This is a genomic window from Azospirillum sp. A23, from assembly GCF_042938965.1.
GTDB classification, from domain to species: domain Bacteria; phylum Pseudomonadota; class Alphaproteobacteria; order Azospirillales; family Azospirillaceae; genus Azospirillum; species Azospirillum melinis.
Genome location: NZ_CP170666.1, coordinates 749,022 through 763,282, shown reverse-complemented (window position 1 = coordinate 763,282; position 14,261 = coordinate 749,022). Strand labels below are relative to the sequence as shown.

Below are 14,261 nucleotides of genomic sequence, written 5' to 3'. Positions count from 1 at the left end.
TCAGGAAACCGTCAGCACCTTGTCGGCCGACAGGCTGACGCCGCCGACGCTCAGCACCGCCGTGCCGGACGAGCTGTCCACGGCGGTCACGGTGCCCTTGAAGCGGGTGGCGGTGTCGATGGCCTTGCCGTTGGCGTCGAGCGCGGTGACCGACAGGGTGTAGGTGCCGCCGCTGTAGCTCTTGCCGTTGGTGCCGACGCCGTCCCAGGTCACCTCGTGCGTGCCGGCGGCGGTGGAGGAGCTGACATCGCTGTAGACGGTGTTGCCGCTGGAATCGGTGATGGTCAGCTTGACCGAGGACGCCGCGGAATCGAGGTCGTATTCCCAGTTCGCCTCGCCGTCCTGCAATGGCGTGGTGGAACCCTCGGCCTCGACCGTCTTGCCGTAATAATTGACGGCGCCGCTGCCGGACCCGAGGGAGGACGACAGGGTGCTGCTGAGGTCGGACACCGTGCTGTTCAGCTCGTCGAGCTTGTCGTTGATCGACATCTGCTGTTCCAGCCCGGACAGTTGGACGAGCTGGGTGGTGAAGGTGGTCGTGTCGACCGGGTTGGTCGGGTCCTGGACCTCGAGCTGCTTCATCAGCAGTGTCAGAAATGTCTGATAGCTGTCGGTCGCGCTCGTGGCTGACGAGCTGCTCGACGTGGACTTCGTCGACGTCGTTGACGTCGTTGCGCTGACGGAATCGACCAGCATCGCCTTCTCCACCCAATCGCGGCCCGTTCGCGGAATCCGGGCGGGATTTCGCGGCGGTTCAGGCCGATGGCTTTTCGGGATGGGCGGCGGGCTGGCGCCGCCCCGTTCGTTCTGTGGCTATCCACGGAACGGCGGGCGAAAGCTGGCGCAGATTCTTCCGGGAAAATTCAGATGGACATAAAAAACCCCGGCGGGACGGGTCCGGCCGGGGCGAAAAGGCAGTTGAGACGACGACGACTGCGGAAATGAAGCGGTTACGACAGGACGGTTACGAGGCGTGGCGCAGATCGGCGGAACCGGGGGAGGTCGGCCGCCTGTGCGCCACGGTAGCGGGGAAGACCAGGACAGACGGGCGGCGGTCGGACACCAGAAGGGCATCCGCAGGCTCCCGCCCGTTCAACAGCCACTGGTAGGCGGCGGCGATGGCGACCCGGTCACGTCCGTCCGCGGACAGCACGCGCAGGCCGGCAGCCATTTCCCCGTTCGAACCGCTGCGGCGAACCGCATCGCACAGCGCATGGCCGAGCCGGAGGTCCGACACCAGAACCGCACTGTAACCGGCCTGTGCGACGACCGATGCCAGGGCTCCCAGATGGGACGGCGGCAAGGGGGAATTGCCGACCTCCCGCAGGTCCAGGAACAGATTGCGGCCGGTGCCGGCACCGGACAGCGCGTTGCGCAACGTCTCGAGCCAGACGGAGGGAGGAACGTCACGAAGGCCGCTGCAGGCGACGGCGTGGAGACCCCAGTCGGTGGCTGCGACGGTCATGTCCTTCATGCTTTTCCCCTTCGGTGTGGTCCGGGTTCCTCGGGTCAGGTCCGCTCCGTCGATCCCGTCGGCTGGGGGGCCGGTCGGGGGCAGCGGGGCATCCCTGACGACAGAGTATAGGGGAGATTCCTAACAATCAGTAACGGAAACTAGTTTCCGGTTTGAAATCCACATTCCGGAGTCAGCATCCAATGGCCCGGCCTTCGGCGGCACATTGCAGAAGCAAAGCCGACGGCCGCCATTGCGGGCCGCCGATGTCGCGGTGGTAACGCTGGACCGCCTCGGCGATCTTGCCCAGACCTTCCCGGTTGGCCCAGAACAGCAGGCCGCCGCGCCAGGACGGGAAGCCATAGCCGTGCAGCCAGATGGCGTCGATGTCCACCGCACGGGCGGCGATGCCCTCCTCCAGGATTTTGGCCGCCTCGTTCACCATCGCATAGAGGCAGCGTTCGCGGACCTCCCCGTCGCTGACCGGGCGCGGGACGATGCCACGGCGGCGGCGATCCTCCTCGATCACTGCCGTCACTTCCGGATCGGGGATCGGGACACGGCTGCCGGGCTCGTAGCGGTAGACGCCGGCCGAGGTCTTCTGGCCGTACCGCCCACGCTCCGCCAGGGTGTCGAGCCAGTTGGGCGATTGTGCCTCCGGATCGCCGGCCTTGCGCCGCTCCTCGCGGATGCGCCAGCCGACATCGATCCCGGCAAGGTCGGTCATCGAGAAATGGCCGAGCGGGAAACCGAACTCCGTCAGCACGCGGTCGACCTGCTCCGGACTGGCGCCTTCCTCGACCAGGGCCATCGACTCCCGGCCGCGCTGGTGCAGGATGCGGTTGCCGACGAAGCCATAGCAGACGCCCACCGCCACGCCGACCTTGCCGATCCGGCGCGCCAGCCCCATCGCCGTCGCCAGCACCGTGTCGGAGGTCCTGGCCCCGCGCACCACTTCCAGCAGGCGCATGACGTTGGCCGGGCTGAAGAAATGTATGCCGAGCACGTCCTGCGGCCGGCCGGTCGCCGCGGCGATGGCGTCCACGTCCAGCGTCGAGGTGTTGGTGGCGAGGATCGCCCCCGGCTTGCAGGTCCGGTCCAGCGTCTGGAAGATCGCCTGCTTGACCTCCATGCTCTCGAAGGCGGCTTCCACCACCAGATCGGCGTCGGCCAGTTCCCCATAGGACAGGGTGGGGTGGATCAGCGCCATCCGCTCGTCCAGCTGTGCCGCGGTCAGGCGGCCCTTGCGGAGGGTGGAGTCGTAATTGCGGCGGATGGCGGCGATGCCGCGTTCCAGCCCCTCCTGCGCGCTGTCGACCAGCACCACCGGAATGCCGGCATTGGCGAAGCACATGGCGATGCCGCCGCCCATGGTGCCGGCGCCGATCACGCCGACCTTGCGGATGTCGCGCGTCGGCGTGCCGGCCGGCAGGCCGGGGACCTTCGCCACCTCGCGCTCGGCGAAGAAGGCGTGGATCAGGCCGGCGCGCTGGGGCGAGTCCATGCAGGCGAGGAACAACTCCCGCTCGCGCGCCGTGCCCTCATCGAAGGGCAGGGTGACGGCGGCTTCGACCGCGTCGACGATGCGGTGGGGGGAGAACAGGTGCGGCTGCCGCTTGGCAAGCTCGGCCCGCTTCGCCGTGAACAGGGCGGGATCGGTGCCAGCGATGCGGTCGGTGCGGGCACTCACCGGCTGCGGGCGGCTCCCGTCGGATAGAAGCCGTTCGGCGGCGCGAAGACCGGCCTCCAGGGGGGAGGCGCCGTCCTCCACCGCATCGACGAGGCCGATGGCCAGGGCCTCTTCGGCACCCACCGGATCGCCGGACAGGATCATGTCCAGCGCCTTGGCCGCCCCGACCAGCCGCGGCAGCCGCTGCGTGCCGCCGGCCCCCGGCAGCAGGCCCAGCTTCACCTCCGGCAGGCCGAGCTTTGCCGACTTCAACGCGACGCGGAGATGGCAGGCCAGCGCCACCTCCAGCCCGCCGCCCAGCGCCGTGCCATGGATGGCGGCGATCACCGGCTTGGCCGCCGCATCGAGGCGCGCCACCACCTCCGGCAGGGTCGGCGGGGCGGAAGGCTTGCCGAACTCCCGGATGTCAGCCCCGGCCATGAAGGTGCGCCCGGCGCAGACGATCAGCAGTGCCTCGACCCCATCGTCGTCCAGCCCGGCGTCCAATGCCGCAACCAGCCCGCTGCGCACGCCATGGCCGACGGCGTTCACCGGCGGGTAATCGACGGTGATGACGCCGACGCGTCCCTGGCGCGCATACTGGACAGGGTTGGACGGAACCGCTTCAGTCTGGGCCGGCGACGGCATCGGCACTCTCCGAAAAGCCAAGGTCCGGGCTGATCCGATCACAGACGACGTCATGGATGGGAAGCCCGCGGACCGTCAGTCTAACAGACGGTCCCATCAAATCAAGTTTTCGGAATATAATTTCTCTGTACGGAATTTAATGCGCGAAGCGGCATCCGCGGGAACCGAACGGCGCGGTCATGGGTTGGCACTCGCGTCGAAGGTCACTGGCTGGAGTTGGGTTATGGATTTGACGGGGAAGGTCGCACTGGTCACCGGTGCGGGGTCTGGGATCGGCAAGGCGTCGGCGATACGCTTCGCCCAATCCGGTGCCTCGGTCGGTGTGCTGAGCCACACCGCGGACGAGATCGCGAAGACCGCCGAGGAGATCCGTGCCGCCGGTGGAAAGGCGATTCCCCTGACTGCGGATGTCGGCGACGACGCGGCGATGCGGCAGGCCACAGAGCGACTTGTTGAGGAGTTCGGGCGGCTCGACATCGTTTTCGCCAATGCCGGCATCAACGGTGTCTGGGCGCCCATCGACGACCTGACGCCGGACGAATGGGACCGCACCATCAATACCAACCTGCGCGGCACCTACCTGACGCTGCATCATGCGGTTCCGCACCTGAAGAAAGCGGGCGGCGGCTCGGTGATCGTCACCGCATCGATCAACGGCACGCGGGTGTTCAGCAACACCGGCGCCACCGCCTATTCCTGCACCAAGGCGGCACAGCTTGCCATGGTGAAGATGCTGGCGCTGGAACTGGCGCCGAGCCGCATCCGCGTCAACGCCATCTGCCCCGGCATCATCGACACGGACATTCCCGACAACACCAGGATGCGGAATATTGAATCGGTGAAGACCCCCATCGAGTATCCGCAGGGTAAGGTGCCCCTGACCGGCGGCAAGTCCGGCGACAGCTTCGACGTGGCGGAGCTTGCGCTGTTCCTGGCGTCCGACCGCGCGAAGCACATCACCGGCACCCCGGTCTGGATCGACGGTGCGGAATCCCTGATGGTCGGCTGACGATCCGCAATCCCGCGGCCTCGGCCGCAAAACCGAACAACCAAGGCGAAGGACATCATGAGCTTGCATGAGAAGGTGCGGAAAAACGAGGAACTCGGCCGCTATGAGCTGACGGTGGCCGGCTCCACCGCGCTGGTCACCTACGACATGCGCGATGGCAAGATCGCATTGACCCACACCGAGGTGCCGGGCGCCCTGACCGGCCAGGGGGTGGGGTCGGAACTGGCGAAGGGCACGCTGGACGACATCCGGGCGCAGGGCCTGAAGGTGCTACCGCTCTGCACCTTCATCGAGTCTTACATCAAGCGCCACCCGGAGTATCAGGACCTCGTCGGCTAAAGCGGATTGCCGTCCTCGTCGAGGAAGATCAGATCGCCGTCCAGCAGGAAGAGGCAGATGCAGTCTTCCTCGCTGGCGCCGCGGGCGTAATGGTCGGTGCCGGCGACATAGTGCGCGACGTCGCCAAGCCCGTAGCTGCCATATTCGTCGCGGAAGGCGCCGCGCAGGACCAGCAGCAGTTCGTCCGCAGTGTGGCGGTGCGCCGGAACCGGGGCGCCCGAGGCCATGCGAAGAAGGCGGATCGTCGTGCCGGACAGGGTGCGCTCCCAGCCCGACAGCCAGACCCCCTTGGAAATCTCCCGCCAGGACCCGTCATCGGTCGGCGTGTCGATGGCGTCCGGCAGCCAGCTGCGCAGCGGTTCCGGCACCGTCCGTCCGCATGTCCGGCCGGCGGCGGGTGGCTCGATGGAGGCCGGCTCCGGCGGCGTCCGCGTGGCGGTCAGCAGGCCGTCCATGCGGTCCAGCAGCGTATCCAGCCCATCGTGACCCGCGCAGGGCAGTTCTTCGAACCAGTTCCCGCACAAGGCTTCGTAAGACGCGACGCGCTGGCGGCACTCCGGGCAATAGGCGAGGTGGGTCGCCACCAGCAGGGACTTCCCGGCCCGCTCCTGCCCGCTGGCATAGCCGATCAGAATTTGGTCGTCCGGATGGTGGAACGGCACCGTCACGGCTTGTCCCTCATGCTGCGTTTCAGATGGCTGAGCGCGAGGCGCAGCCGGGTCTTGACCGTTCCCAAGGGCACATCCGTATCCTCGGCGATCTCTTCATGGGTCTGTTCGAGAAAATACGAACGGCGCAGCACCTCGGATTGGTTCTCCGCCAGAGTTTCGATCGCATCCTGAAGCTGGCGGCTGCTCTGGACCATCTGGGCGGTCTCCTCCGGCGTGGCGAGGGAGGCGGGGGTCATCGCCGGATCGTCCGGGTCGGGGGCGGGGCGCATCTCCTTGCGCAGGCGGTCGATGCGCCGGTTGCGGGCGATGGTGAACACCCAGGTGCCGACAGTCGCCTGGGCCGGATCGAAGCTGCCGGCCTTCAGCCAGACCGTCAGCATCACGTCCTGGACCAGTTCCTCCGCCGTGCTGCGGTCGGCGCCGAGCTTCAGGCAATAGTGCAGGATCTTCGGCGCGAAATGGCGGAACAGCGCAGCGAAAGCCGTGCGGTCGCGATCCTGCGCCACCGCATGGACCAGCCCGCCGAACTGGTCGGCATCGGCCCGGTCGGCATCTGGACTCCCTGCCCCGTCCTTGTTCAACGTCCCCGGCAAAAGGGGCCCACGCGTAAACGGCATTCAACCACCAGTCAGCATTCCAGCGGGCGGCAGCTTATCCTGAACTTCTTAACGGAGCATTCCCGAAAATCGTCAGTGTACCATTGGTCCTTTGGGTGTGCTCTTAGCGTGCTCTCAGCGCACTCATGGGATCCAGGGGCGAGACGGTGGGCGTGGTCTGGGGCAGGGGGCGGAAGGCGGCCTGCGCCTCGGCGGGCAAGGGCGGGCGCATGCGGGTCCGCCACAGGCCATAGAGGGTGGCGCACAGCGCGCCGCCGGTGACGAAGCTGAAGAGCCCGGCCGGCCCGGTGGCGATCATCAATGCCGCCGCCACCGGCGGGCCGATGATGGCGCCGACGGAATTGGCCAGGATCAGGCCGCCGCTGGCCGACACCATGTCCTCCCGCCGGACATAATCGTTGGTATGGGCGAGGCAGACCGGATAGAGCGTGAAAGCCAGTCCGCCGAACAGCGGCGCCACCAGCATCAGCGCCAGCGGCTGGCCCAGCCCGGCGGCGGCGATCATGCCCAGGCTGGTCAGCGACAGGGCAGCCGACAGGCCGATGATGACACGGCGCCGGTCGAAACGGTCCGACAGCCGGCCGAGCGGCCATTGCAGCGCCATGCCGCCGAGGATCAGCGCCGACATGAATAGCGCCGTGCCCGACACGCCGAAGCTGGAGGAGGCGCCGAACACCGGGGCCAGCCCATAGATCGACCCGGTGATCGCCCCACTGATGAACACCCCCGCCACCCCTAGCGGCGAGCTTCGATAAAGCCGCCCGATGCCGAAAGAGGAGACGTTCGGCAATTGCGGCGGCGTCGTCCGCGTCAGGGCCACCGGCACCAGCGCCAGCGTCAGCAGGATCGACACGATCATGAACAGCCGCACGCCGGTCTCATCGTCCAGGCGCAGCAGCTGCTGCCCGACGCCGGAGGCGCCATAGAGCGTCACCATGTAGGCCGACAGCAGCTGCCCGCGGCTTTCGTTGGTGGCGGTGCCGTTCAGCCAGCTTTCGATGCACATGTAGAGACCGGCCATGCAGAACCCCTGCGTCAGGCGCAGCAGAGCCCAGAGCGGCGCATCGACGAACAGCGCGTGTGACAGTGCGGCGACCGACACGACGGAGGCGAAGGCGGAGAAAGCCCGGATATGGCCGACGCGGGTGATGATCCGATGCGCATAGAGCGATCCCAGCGTCAGCCCGCCATAATAGGCCGCGGTGATCATCCCGACCGCCGTCGCACCGGATGCCGTCGCCGACAGCCTCAGCCCGATCAGGGTCGACATGGCTCCGTTCGCCAGCATCAGAAAGGCGACGCCCAGCAGAAGCGAGGCGACTGAACGCACGACCGGTGGCATGCCTTGAATCCTCCGCCGCCGTCAGTGCGTCAGGGCCGGAAGGCCGGTCGGGGGCCGATGATGCATGGCGATTCTCCGAATCTCTGTTTGCGTGTGGTGCTGCGACCTGTCGCAAGGTCCAACAGCCAAGCCATGGATTGGGTCCGTCGCCGGGGCGGGGAGCAGGGATGCGGCCCAGGGATGTGGTCGGGGGATGCGGCCCGGGAATCTGAGTAACCGTTGGGTCAACCGGACCGTTGACATGGCATACTGATCGGTAACATACCTTCCGTCAGGTAGAGATTCGGGAGACGCCAGGATGTCCGACACCGCGCCCGCCACCCCATCGCCGGTCCAGCTCGTCCGCGAGGGGGCGGTGTCCTGGATCCGGTTGAACCGCCCGGGCGTTCTGAACGCGCTGGACGAGCCGACCGCCGCCGCCTTCCTCGACGCCTGCCGCAGCGTGGCGGAGGAGGGCGGGACGGGGCCGACGCGGGTGCTGGTGATCGCCGGCAACGGCCGCGGCTTCATGGCCGGCGGCGATGTCGGCCGTTTCAACGACGATCCCGCAGCCGCCCCGGCGGTGGCCGGCGCCATCATTGCCCATCTGCACGAGGCGCTGCGCGTACTCGACCGGTTGGACGTGCCGGTCCTGGCCTCCGTCCATGGGCCGGTGGCCGGGGCGGGGATGAGCCTCGCCAGTGCCGCCGACCTCTGCATCGCCGCCGACGACGCCAAATTCACCATGGCCTATGCCCGCATCGGCGCCACCCCCGACGGGTCGGGCAGCTTCCATCTGCCGCGTCTCGTCGGTCTGCGCCGCGCCATGGAACTGGCGATGCTGTCGGAGGTGATCGACGCGGCGGAGGCATTGCGGATCGGGCTGGTCAACCGGGTGGTGCCGGTGGCATCCCTGGCGGAGGAGACGGCGAAGCTGGCCGAACGGCTTGCCGCCGGGCCGACCGTCGCCTATGCCGGCGTCCGCCATCTGATGCGCCAGTCCTTCGACCGGACGCTGGACCAGCAGTTAGATGCCGAGCGCGACCGCTTCCTCGCCACCGCCGCCACCAGCGATTTCATCGAGGGCGTCAGCGCCTTCATCGCCAAGCGCAGGCCGGACTTCACCGGCCGCTGACCGTCTTTATTGTCCGAGAAGTGGACCGAACCATGCAGAACGACATCGTCATCGTCGGCGCCGCCCGCACCGCCATCGGCGGCTTCGGCGGCAGTCTCAAAGATGTGCCGCTGACCCGGCTCGCCACCGTGGCGGTCAAGGCGGCGCTGGAGCGGTCCGGCGCCGCGCCCGACGCCGTCGGCCATCTGGTGATGGGCAACGTCATCCCGACCGAGACCAACGACGCCTATCTCAGCCGCGTCGCAGCCATCGACGCCGGCATCCCCATCGGTACGCCGGCCTTCAACGTCAACCGGCTCTGCGGCTCCGGCCTTCAGGCCATCGTTTCGGCGGCGCAGTCAATCGCGCTCGGCGACTGCGATGTCGCCATCGGCGCCGGTGCGGAATCGATGAGCCGCGGCCCCTATTTCGTGCCGAGCGCCCGCTGGGGCACCCGCCTGGGCGATGGGGCGCTGGTCGATTACATGAACGGCATCCTGCACGACCCCTGGCAGAAGATCCACATGGGGGTGACGGCGGAGAATGTCGCCGCCCGCTACGGCATCGACCGCGAAGCGCAGGACGCCCTGGCGCTGGAAAGCCAGCGCCGCGCTGCCCATGCCATCGCCGAGGGCCGTTTCAAGGACCAGATCGTCCCGGTGGAGATCGCCTCGCGCAAGGGCACCATCGTCTTCGACACCGACGAGCATGTCCGCGGCGACGTCACCCCGGAAGGGCTGGCGAAGATGAAGCCGGTCTTCAAGAAGGACGGGTCGGTCACTGCCGGCAATGCCTCCGGCCTGAATGACGGCGCCGCCGCGGTGGTGCTGGCCGACGCCCGCCGCGCCGAGGCGCTGGGGCTGAAGCCGCTGGCCCGTCTCGTCGGCTATGCCCATGCCGGTGTCGAGCCCGATTACATGGGCATCGGCCCGATCCCGGCGACCCGCAAGGTGCTGGAACGGACCGGCCTGTCGGTCGGCGACCTCGACGTCATCGAATCCAACGAGGCTTTCGCGGCCCAGGCCTGCGCGGTGATCCGCGAACTGGATTTCGACCCGGCCAAGGTGAACCCCAACGGCTCCGGCATCTCGCTCGGCCATCCGGTGGGGGCGACCGGTGCAATCATCACGGTGAAGGCGATCCACGAACTGCACCGCACCGGCGGCCGGTATGCCCTGGTGACCATGTGCATCGGTGGCGGCCAGGGCATCGCCGCCATCTTCGAGCGCGTCTGAGGCTCTGGGCCAGAGGATCCGGTCAGAAGATCAGGGCAGGTACGGGCGGGACCGCCCGCCCGTACTCAAAACTCGCATCCGGTTTTTCATTGAACGATCAATCAAAATAAAATCGGCCTCCGCCTGCGGCCAATTGCGCAACGGCGCCATCAAAATGCAGGTTTCGTGAACGCAGCTATCGACCGCGCCCCTCGTCTCGGGGCAATCTACGGCCCGATTGCCTTAACCCTGGTCTGTTGCGTTCCGGAAGCCTTGCCCATGACGACGATTCTGCCCACGCCCACCGGTTCGTCTTCGGCGACGATTGGACAGGTGCGTCTGGCGGTGCGCGGCCTGCGCAAGGTCTTTGCCGACGATCCCCGCCCGGCGCTGGAAATGCTGCGCCGCGGGGCGACCAAGGCGGAAGTCCTGCAGCGGCTGAACGTCAATGTCGGCGTCGCCGAGGCCAGCTTCGACATCCGGGCGGGCGAGATCTTCGTCATCATGGGCCTGTCGGGGTCGGGAAAATCGACCATCATCCGGCTGCTGAACCGCCTGATCGAACCGTCGGAGGGGGAAATCCGGCTCGATGGCCGCGACCTGACCGCGCTTCCCTACGCCGACCTCGTCGAGGTGCTGCGGCGGGACATGAGCATGGTCTTCCAGTCCTTCGCTCTGCTGCCCAACCGCACCGCGCTGGAGAATGCCGCCTTCGGGCTGGAGGTGGCCGGGGTGAAGCGGGCCGAGCGGCGCAAGGCGGCGCTGGCCGCCCTGGAACGGGTCGGTCTGGCGGACTATGCCGACCGTTATCCGGACGAGCTGTCCGGCGGCATGCAGCAGCGGGTGGGGTTGGCCCGCGCTCTGGCCAAGAATCCGACGATCATGCTGATGGACGAAGCCTTCTCGGCGCTCGACCCGCTGATCCGCACCGACATGCAGGACGAGCTTCTGCGGCTCCAGCGCGAGGATGCCCGCACCATCGTCTTCATCTCCCATGATGCCGAGGAGGCGATGCGAATCGCCGACCGCATCGCGGTGATGGAGGATGGCCGGATCGCCCAGATCGGCTCCCCGGCGGAAATCCTGCGCGCGCCGGCCGACGAGTATGTCCGCGCCTTCTTCCGCGGCGTCGATGCCTCGCGCGTGCTGCGCGCCCGCGATCTCGCCCGGCCGCCCGACGATGGGACCGCGGGGGAGCCCGGACGGTTCCGTTACCGCACCGATGCGGCCGGCTGTTTCCGCGGCGTGCTGGCCGGCGATGGCACATCGGCCCTGTTCGGGCTGGAGCCGGTGGCGGCCGACACGCCGATCCATGCCCTGCTCGGCCGGGTCGCCGCAGCCCCCTGTCCGCTGCCGGTCGTCGAGCCGGACGGCCGGCTCATCGGCGTGATTTCCCGTGCGGCGCTTCTGGCGGCGCTCGACCGTGGCGAGACCGCCGGGCGCGAGGTGCGGCATGGCTGACATCGCGCTGCTGGATATCGAGTGGCTGAACGAGACCATCGGCGGCGGCATCGCCCGCGGGGCCGAATGGCTGGTGACGACGATCCTCGACCATGGTCAGCCGGCGCTGACGCTGATCGCCGCGACGGTGGACGGGTTGGGTGAGGCATTGGACGGGCTGCTGCTGGGGGTGCCGCCCTGGCTGCTGGCGCTGGTGCTGTCGGCGGTGGCGTTCTGGCGGGTCGGACGCGCCTTCGCGCTGTTCACCCTGCTGTCGCTGGGCGGTATCTTCGTGATGGGGCTGTGGGAGCCGACGGTTTCCACCCTCGGGCTGGTTCTCGCCTCCACCGTGCTCAGCCTGATCGGCGGGGTGCCGCTCGGCATCTGGATGGCGCGCAGCAAGATCGCCGACGGGGTGGGCAAGACCCTGCTGGATCTGATGCAGACCATGCCGGCCTTCGTCTATCTGATCCCGGCGGTGCTGTTCTTCGGCCTGGGCCGGGTGCCCGGCATCATCGCCACGGTGGTCTTCGCCATGCCGCCGGCCGTTCGCCTGACGGCGCTCGGCATCCGACAGGTGCCCACGGAACTGGTCGAGGCCGGGCGCGCCTTCGGCTGCCGCGACCACCAGCTCCTGTTCAAGATCCAGTTGCCGAACGCCCTGCCGTCGATCATGGCCGGGGTGAACCAGACCATGATGATGGCGCTGTCGATGATCGTCGTCGCCTCGATGATCGGCGCCGGGGGGCTGGGCAACGTGGTGCTCCAGGGCATCCAGCGCCTGGACATCGGCCTCGGCGTGCAGAGCGGCTTGGCCGTGGTGCTGCTGGCCGTGGTGCTCGACCGCATCACGCAGAGCTTTGGCCGGGGTGCCGGCAGAGGCGTCGGCCGCCGCCGGACCGCCGCCGGAACGGCCAAGCAGCGCTGGTGGCGGCGGTGAGGTCAGGCGTTCAGTTCGGAATCGAGGTAGCCCAGCGCCACCGCCCGGGCGGCGCTGCCGTCCATGGCGCCGGTCAGGGCAAAGCGCAGCCACAGCCCGTCGATCATCGCCGCCAGCCCGACGGCCACCCGCTCCGCCCGGTCCGGCGGCAGCAGAGGGCGCAGGGCATGCAGCAGGTTGGAATGCAGTCTGCGGGCATTGATCCGTTGCAGCCGGGCCAGCGCCGGGTTGTGCGGCGCCTGCGCCCAGAAGCCGAGCCACGCCGCGACCACCCGCGGCTCGAACTGGCCGGGGGCGAAGTTGCAGTCGACGATCGCCTCCAGCCGGGCGCGCGGCGAATCGGCGGTCGCCAGCCGCTGGGTCGCGTCGTCGCGCAGCTGTTGCAGCATGCTACGCATGGTCGCGGACAGCAGTTCGTCCTTGCCGCCGAAATAATGGTGGATGATGCCCGGCGAAACGCCGGCCCCCCGGCTGATCGTCTGGACCGTGGTGTCGGCCAGGCCATGCTCGCCCATCGAGGTGATGGTGGCGTCGATCAACTGGCGGCGGCGGATCGGTTCCATTCCGACTTTGGGCATGGGGCTGGCGGTCTCCTGTCCTGTTCAGCCAAGACGGTTTCAACCGGGACCTTGGCCTGTACCGCAACAAATGCGCCATTTTCGCCGGTCCGTCGATGGCGAAATCGGCAGACCCGGTAACGCAGACCGGATGGACCGGAACGGCAAAGCCCGGACAACAAGCCCGAACGACAAGAAAGAGGAGTTGAGGATATGAACGGATGGAAGGCTCTGGCCAAGGGGATCGCGGGTGCCGGCATCGCCGCGGTCGTGACGCTGGGCGCCGGCGGGGCGCTGGCCGCCGAACCGGCCTCCTGCAAGGCGGTGCGCTTCGGCGATGTCGGCTGGACCGACATCGCGGCGACGACGGCGCTCGCCTCCGTCACGCTTGACGCGCTGGGCTACAAGCCGACCACCACCATGTCGTCGGTGCCGCTGGTCTACACGGGCCTGAAGACCAAGTCGCTGGACGTCTTCCTCGGCAACTGGATGCCGACGATGGAGCCCTTCGTGAAGCCGGTGCTGGAAGACGGCTCGGTCGAGGTGACGCGCGTCAATCTGGAAGGCGCCAAATACACGCTGGCTGTGCCGAAATACGCCGCCGAGGCCGGGCTGAAGACCTTCGCCGACATCGCGAAGTTCAAGGACAAGCTGAGCGGCAAGATCTATGGCATCGAGGCCGGCAACGACGGCAACCTGATCATCGACAAGATGCTGAAGGCCGACGCCTTCGGCCTGAAGGACTTCAAGCTGGTGGAATCCAGCGAGGCCGGCATGCTGGCCGAGGTGAAGCGCGCGACGCGCAACAAGGGCTGGGTGGTCTTCCTGGGCTGGGAACCGCACCCGATGAACAAGAGCTTCGAGCTGACCTATCTGGAGGGCGGCGACGACTGGTTCGGCCCCAACCTGGGCGGCGCCACCGTCAGCACCAACGTCCGCAAGGGCTATGGGGCCGAATGCCCGAATGTCGGCAAGCTGCTGTCCAACCTGTCCTTCACGCTGGCGATGGAAAATGCTGTGATGGACGACATCATGAACGGCAACAGGAAGCCGGACGCCGCCGCCAAGGCCTGGCTGAAGAAGAACCCCGACGTTTTGAAGAGCTGGCTGTCGGGCGTTACCACCATTGATGGCAAGGACGGTTTGGCTGCGGTGCAGGCCAAGCTCGGCGTCGCAACCAAGTCGTAACGGGCCAAGTCCTAACCGGCCAAGTCGTAAACGGCATCGGATGGGGCGGGATGGGGCGGCGTTTTGCCCCATCCCACCTAT

The 14,261-nt window shown here is 67.7% G+C and carries 15 protein-coding genes; 8 read left to right on the top strand and 7 right to left on the bottom strand.

Going from position 1 to position 14,261, the window contains the following annotated elements:
* Complete coding sequence (locus ABNQ40_RS12410; RefSeq protein WP_247879626.1) at window positions 1–696, bottom strand: flagellar hook assembly protein FlgD; 696 nt, start codon at window positions 694–696, stop codon at window positions 1–3.
* Here ABNQ40_RS12410 and ABNQ40_RS12405 point away from each other — a divergent pair.
* Entirely contained in the window at window positions 623–877 is a 255-nt protein-coding gene (locus ABNQ40_RS12405; protein ID WP_247879627.1) for a hypothetical protein, read from the top strand. The two genes, ABNQ40_RS12410 and ABNQ40_RS12405, sit on opposite strands and share 74 nt — an antisense overlap.
* 87 nt (window positions 878–964) lie before the next feature.
* On the opposite strand, the gene ABNQ40_RS12400 is transcribed toward ABNQ40_RS12405, so the two are convergent.
* Both ABNQ40_RS12400 and ABNQ40_RS12395 read right to left on the bottom strand, forming a co-directional pair.
* Window positions 965–1,474 carry a hypothetical protein gene (locus tag ABNQ40_RS12400; RefSeq protein WP_109048485.1) on the bottom strand — a complete coding sequence of 170 codons (510 nt, stop codon included), beginning with the start codon at window positions 1,472–1,474 and terminating at the stop codon, window positions 965–967.
* A 172-nt stretch (window positions 1,475–1,646) separates the two neighbouring features.
* On the bottom strand, window positions 1,647–3,770 hold the full coding sequence (locus tag ABNQ40_RS12395; protein WP_109048486.1) for a 3-hydroxyacyl-CoA dehydrogenase NAD-binding domain-containing protein: 2,124 nt from the start codon (window positions 3,768–3,770) through the stop codon (window positions 1,647–1,649).
* Between the two features lie 223 nt (window positions 3,771–3,993).
* On the opposite strand from ABNQ40_RS12395, the gene ABNQ40_RS12390 reads away from it, so the two are divergent.
* Both ABNQ40_RS12390 and ABNQ40_RS12385 read left to right on the top strand, forming a co-directional pair.
* Complete coding sequence (locus ABNQ40_RS12390; protein WP_109048487.1) at window positions 3,994–4,779, top strand: SDR family NAD(P)-dependent oxidoreductase; 786 nt, start codon at window positions 3,994–3,996, stop codon at window positions 4,777–4,779.
* A 57-nt stretch (window positions 4,780–4,836) separates the two neighbouring features.
* Complete coding sequence (locus ABNQ40_RS12385) at window positions 4,837–5,118, top strand: GNAT family N-acetyltransferase (protein WP_109048488.1); 282 nt, start codon at window positions 4,837–4,839, stop codon at window positions 5,116–5,118.
* Here the strand turns inward: ABNQ40_RS12385 and ABNQ40_RS12380 are convergent.
* The 3 genes from ABNQ40_RS12380 to ABNQ40_RS12370 form a co-directional block, all read right to left on the bottom strand.
* Entirely contained in the window at window positions 5,115–5,786 is a 672-nt protein-coding gene (locus ABNQ40_RS12380; RefSeq protein WP_109048489.1) for a cupin domain-containing protein, read from the bottom strand. The genes ABNQ40_RS12385 and ABNQ40_RS12380 overlap by 4 nt on opposite strands.
* Window positions 5,783–6,370: a sigma-70 family RNA polymerase sigma factor gene (locus tag ABNQ40_RS12375; protein WP_247879628.1), complete on the bottom strand. Its 588-nt coding sequence runs from the start codon at window positions 6,368–6,370 to the stop codon at window positions 5,783–5,785. Before ABNQ40_RS12375 ends, ABNQ40_RS12380 begins: the two co-directional genes overlap by 4 nt.
* A 139-nt stretch (window positions 6,371–6,509) precedes the next feature.
* Window positions 6,510–7,748 carry an MFS transporter gene (locus tag ABNQ40_RS12370; RefSeq protein WP_109048491.1) on the bottom strand — a complete coding sequence of 413 codons (1,239 nt, stop codon included), beginning with the start codon at window positions 7,746–7,748 and terminating at the stop codon, window positions 6,510–6,512.
* Between the two features lie 298 nt (window positions 7,749–8,046).
* Between ABNQ40_RS12370 and ABNQ40_RS12365 the strand changes: the two genes are divergently transcribed.
* The 4 genes from ABNQ40_RS12365 to ABNQ40_RS12350 all read left to right on the top strand — a co-directional run bounded on the left by ABNQ40_RS12365 (window position 8,047) and on the right by ABNQ40_RS12350 (window position 12,435).
* A complete protein-coding gene (locus ABNQ40_RS12365; RefSeq protein ID WP_109048492.1) occupies window positions 8,047–8,862 on the top strand; it encodes an enoyl-CoA hydratase/isomerase family protein in 816 nt (271 codons plus the stop codon).
* Between the two features lie 32 nt (window positions 8,863–8,894).
* Entirely contained in the window at window positions 8,895–10,076 is a 1,182-nt protein-coding gene (locus ABNQ40_RS12360) for an acetyl-CoA C-acyltransferase family protein (protein ID WP_098736532.1), read from the top strand.
* A 258-nt stretch (window positions 10,077–10,334) separates the two neighbouring features.
* Complete coding sequence (locus ABNQ40_RS12355; RefSeq protein WP_109048493.1) at window positions 10,335–11,516, top strand: glycine betaine/L-proline ABC transporter ATP-binding protein; 1,182 nt, start codon at window positions 10,335–10,337, stop codon at window positions 11,514–11,516.
* Window positions 11,509–12,435, top strand: coding sequence for a proline/glycine betaine ABC transporter permease (locus ABNQ40_RS12350; RefSeq protein ID WP_109048494.1), 927 nt, complete (start codon window positions 11,509–11,511; stop codon window positions 12,433–12,435). The genes ABNQ40_RS12355 and ABNQ40_RS12350 overlap by 8 nt, the downstream gene beginning before the upstream one ends.
* A 2-nt stretch (window positions 12,436–12,437) precedes the next feature.
* On the opposite strand, the gene betI is transcribed toward ABNQ40_RS12350, so the two are convergent.
* A complete protein-coding gene (betI, locus tag ABNQ40_RS12345) occupies window positions 12,438–13,013 on the bottom strand; it encodes a transcriptional regulator BetI (protein WP_098736529.1) in 576 nt (191 codons plus the stop codon).
* Window positions 13,014–13,205: 192 nt separating this feature from the next.
* On the opposite strand from betI, the gene ABNQ40_RS12340 reads away from it, so the two are divergent.
* Window positions 13,206–14,180 (top strand): choline ABC transporter substrate-binding protein, encoded by a 975-nt coding sequence (locus tag ABNQ40_RS12340; protein WP_391346683.1) that lies wholly within the window; start codon window positions 13,206–13,208, stop codon window positions 14,178–14,180.
* Window positions 14,181–14,261: the final 81 nt, after the last annotated feature.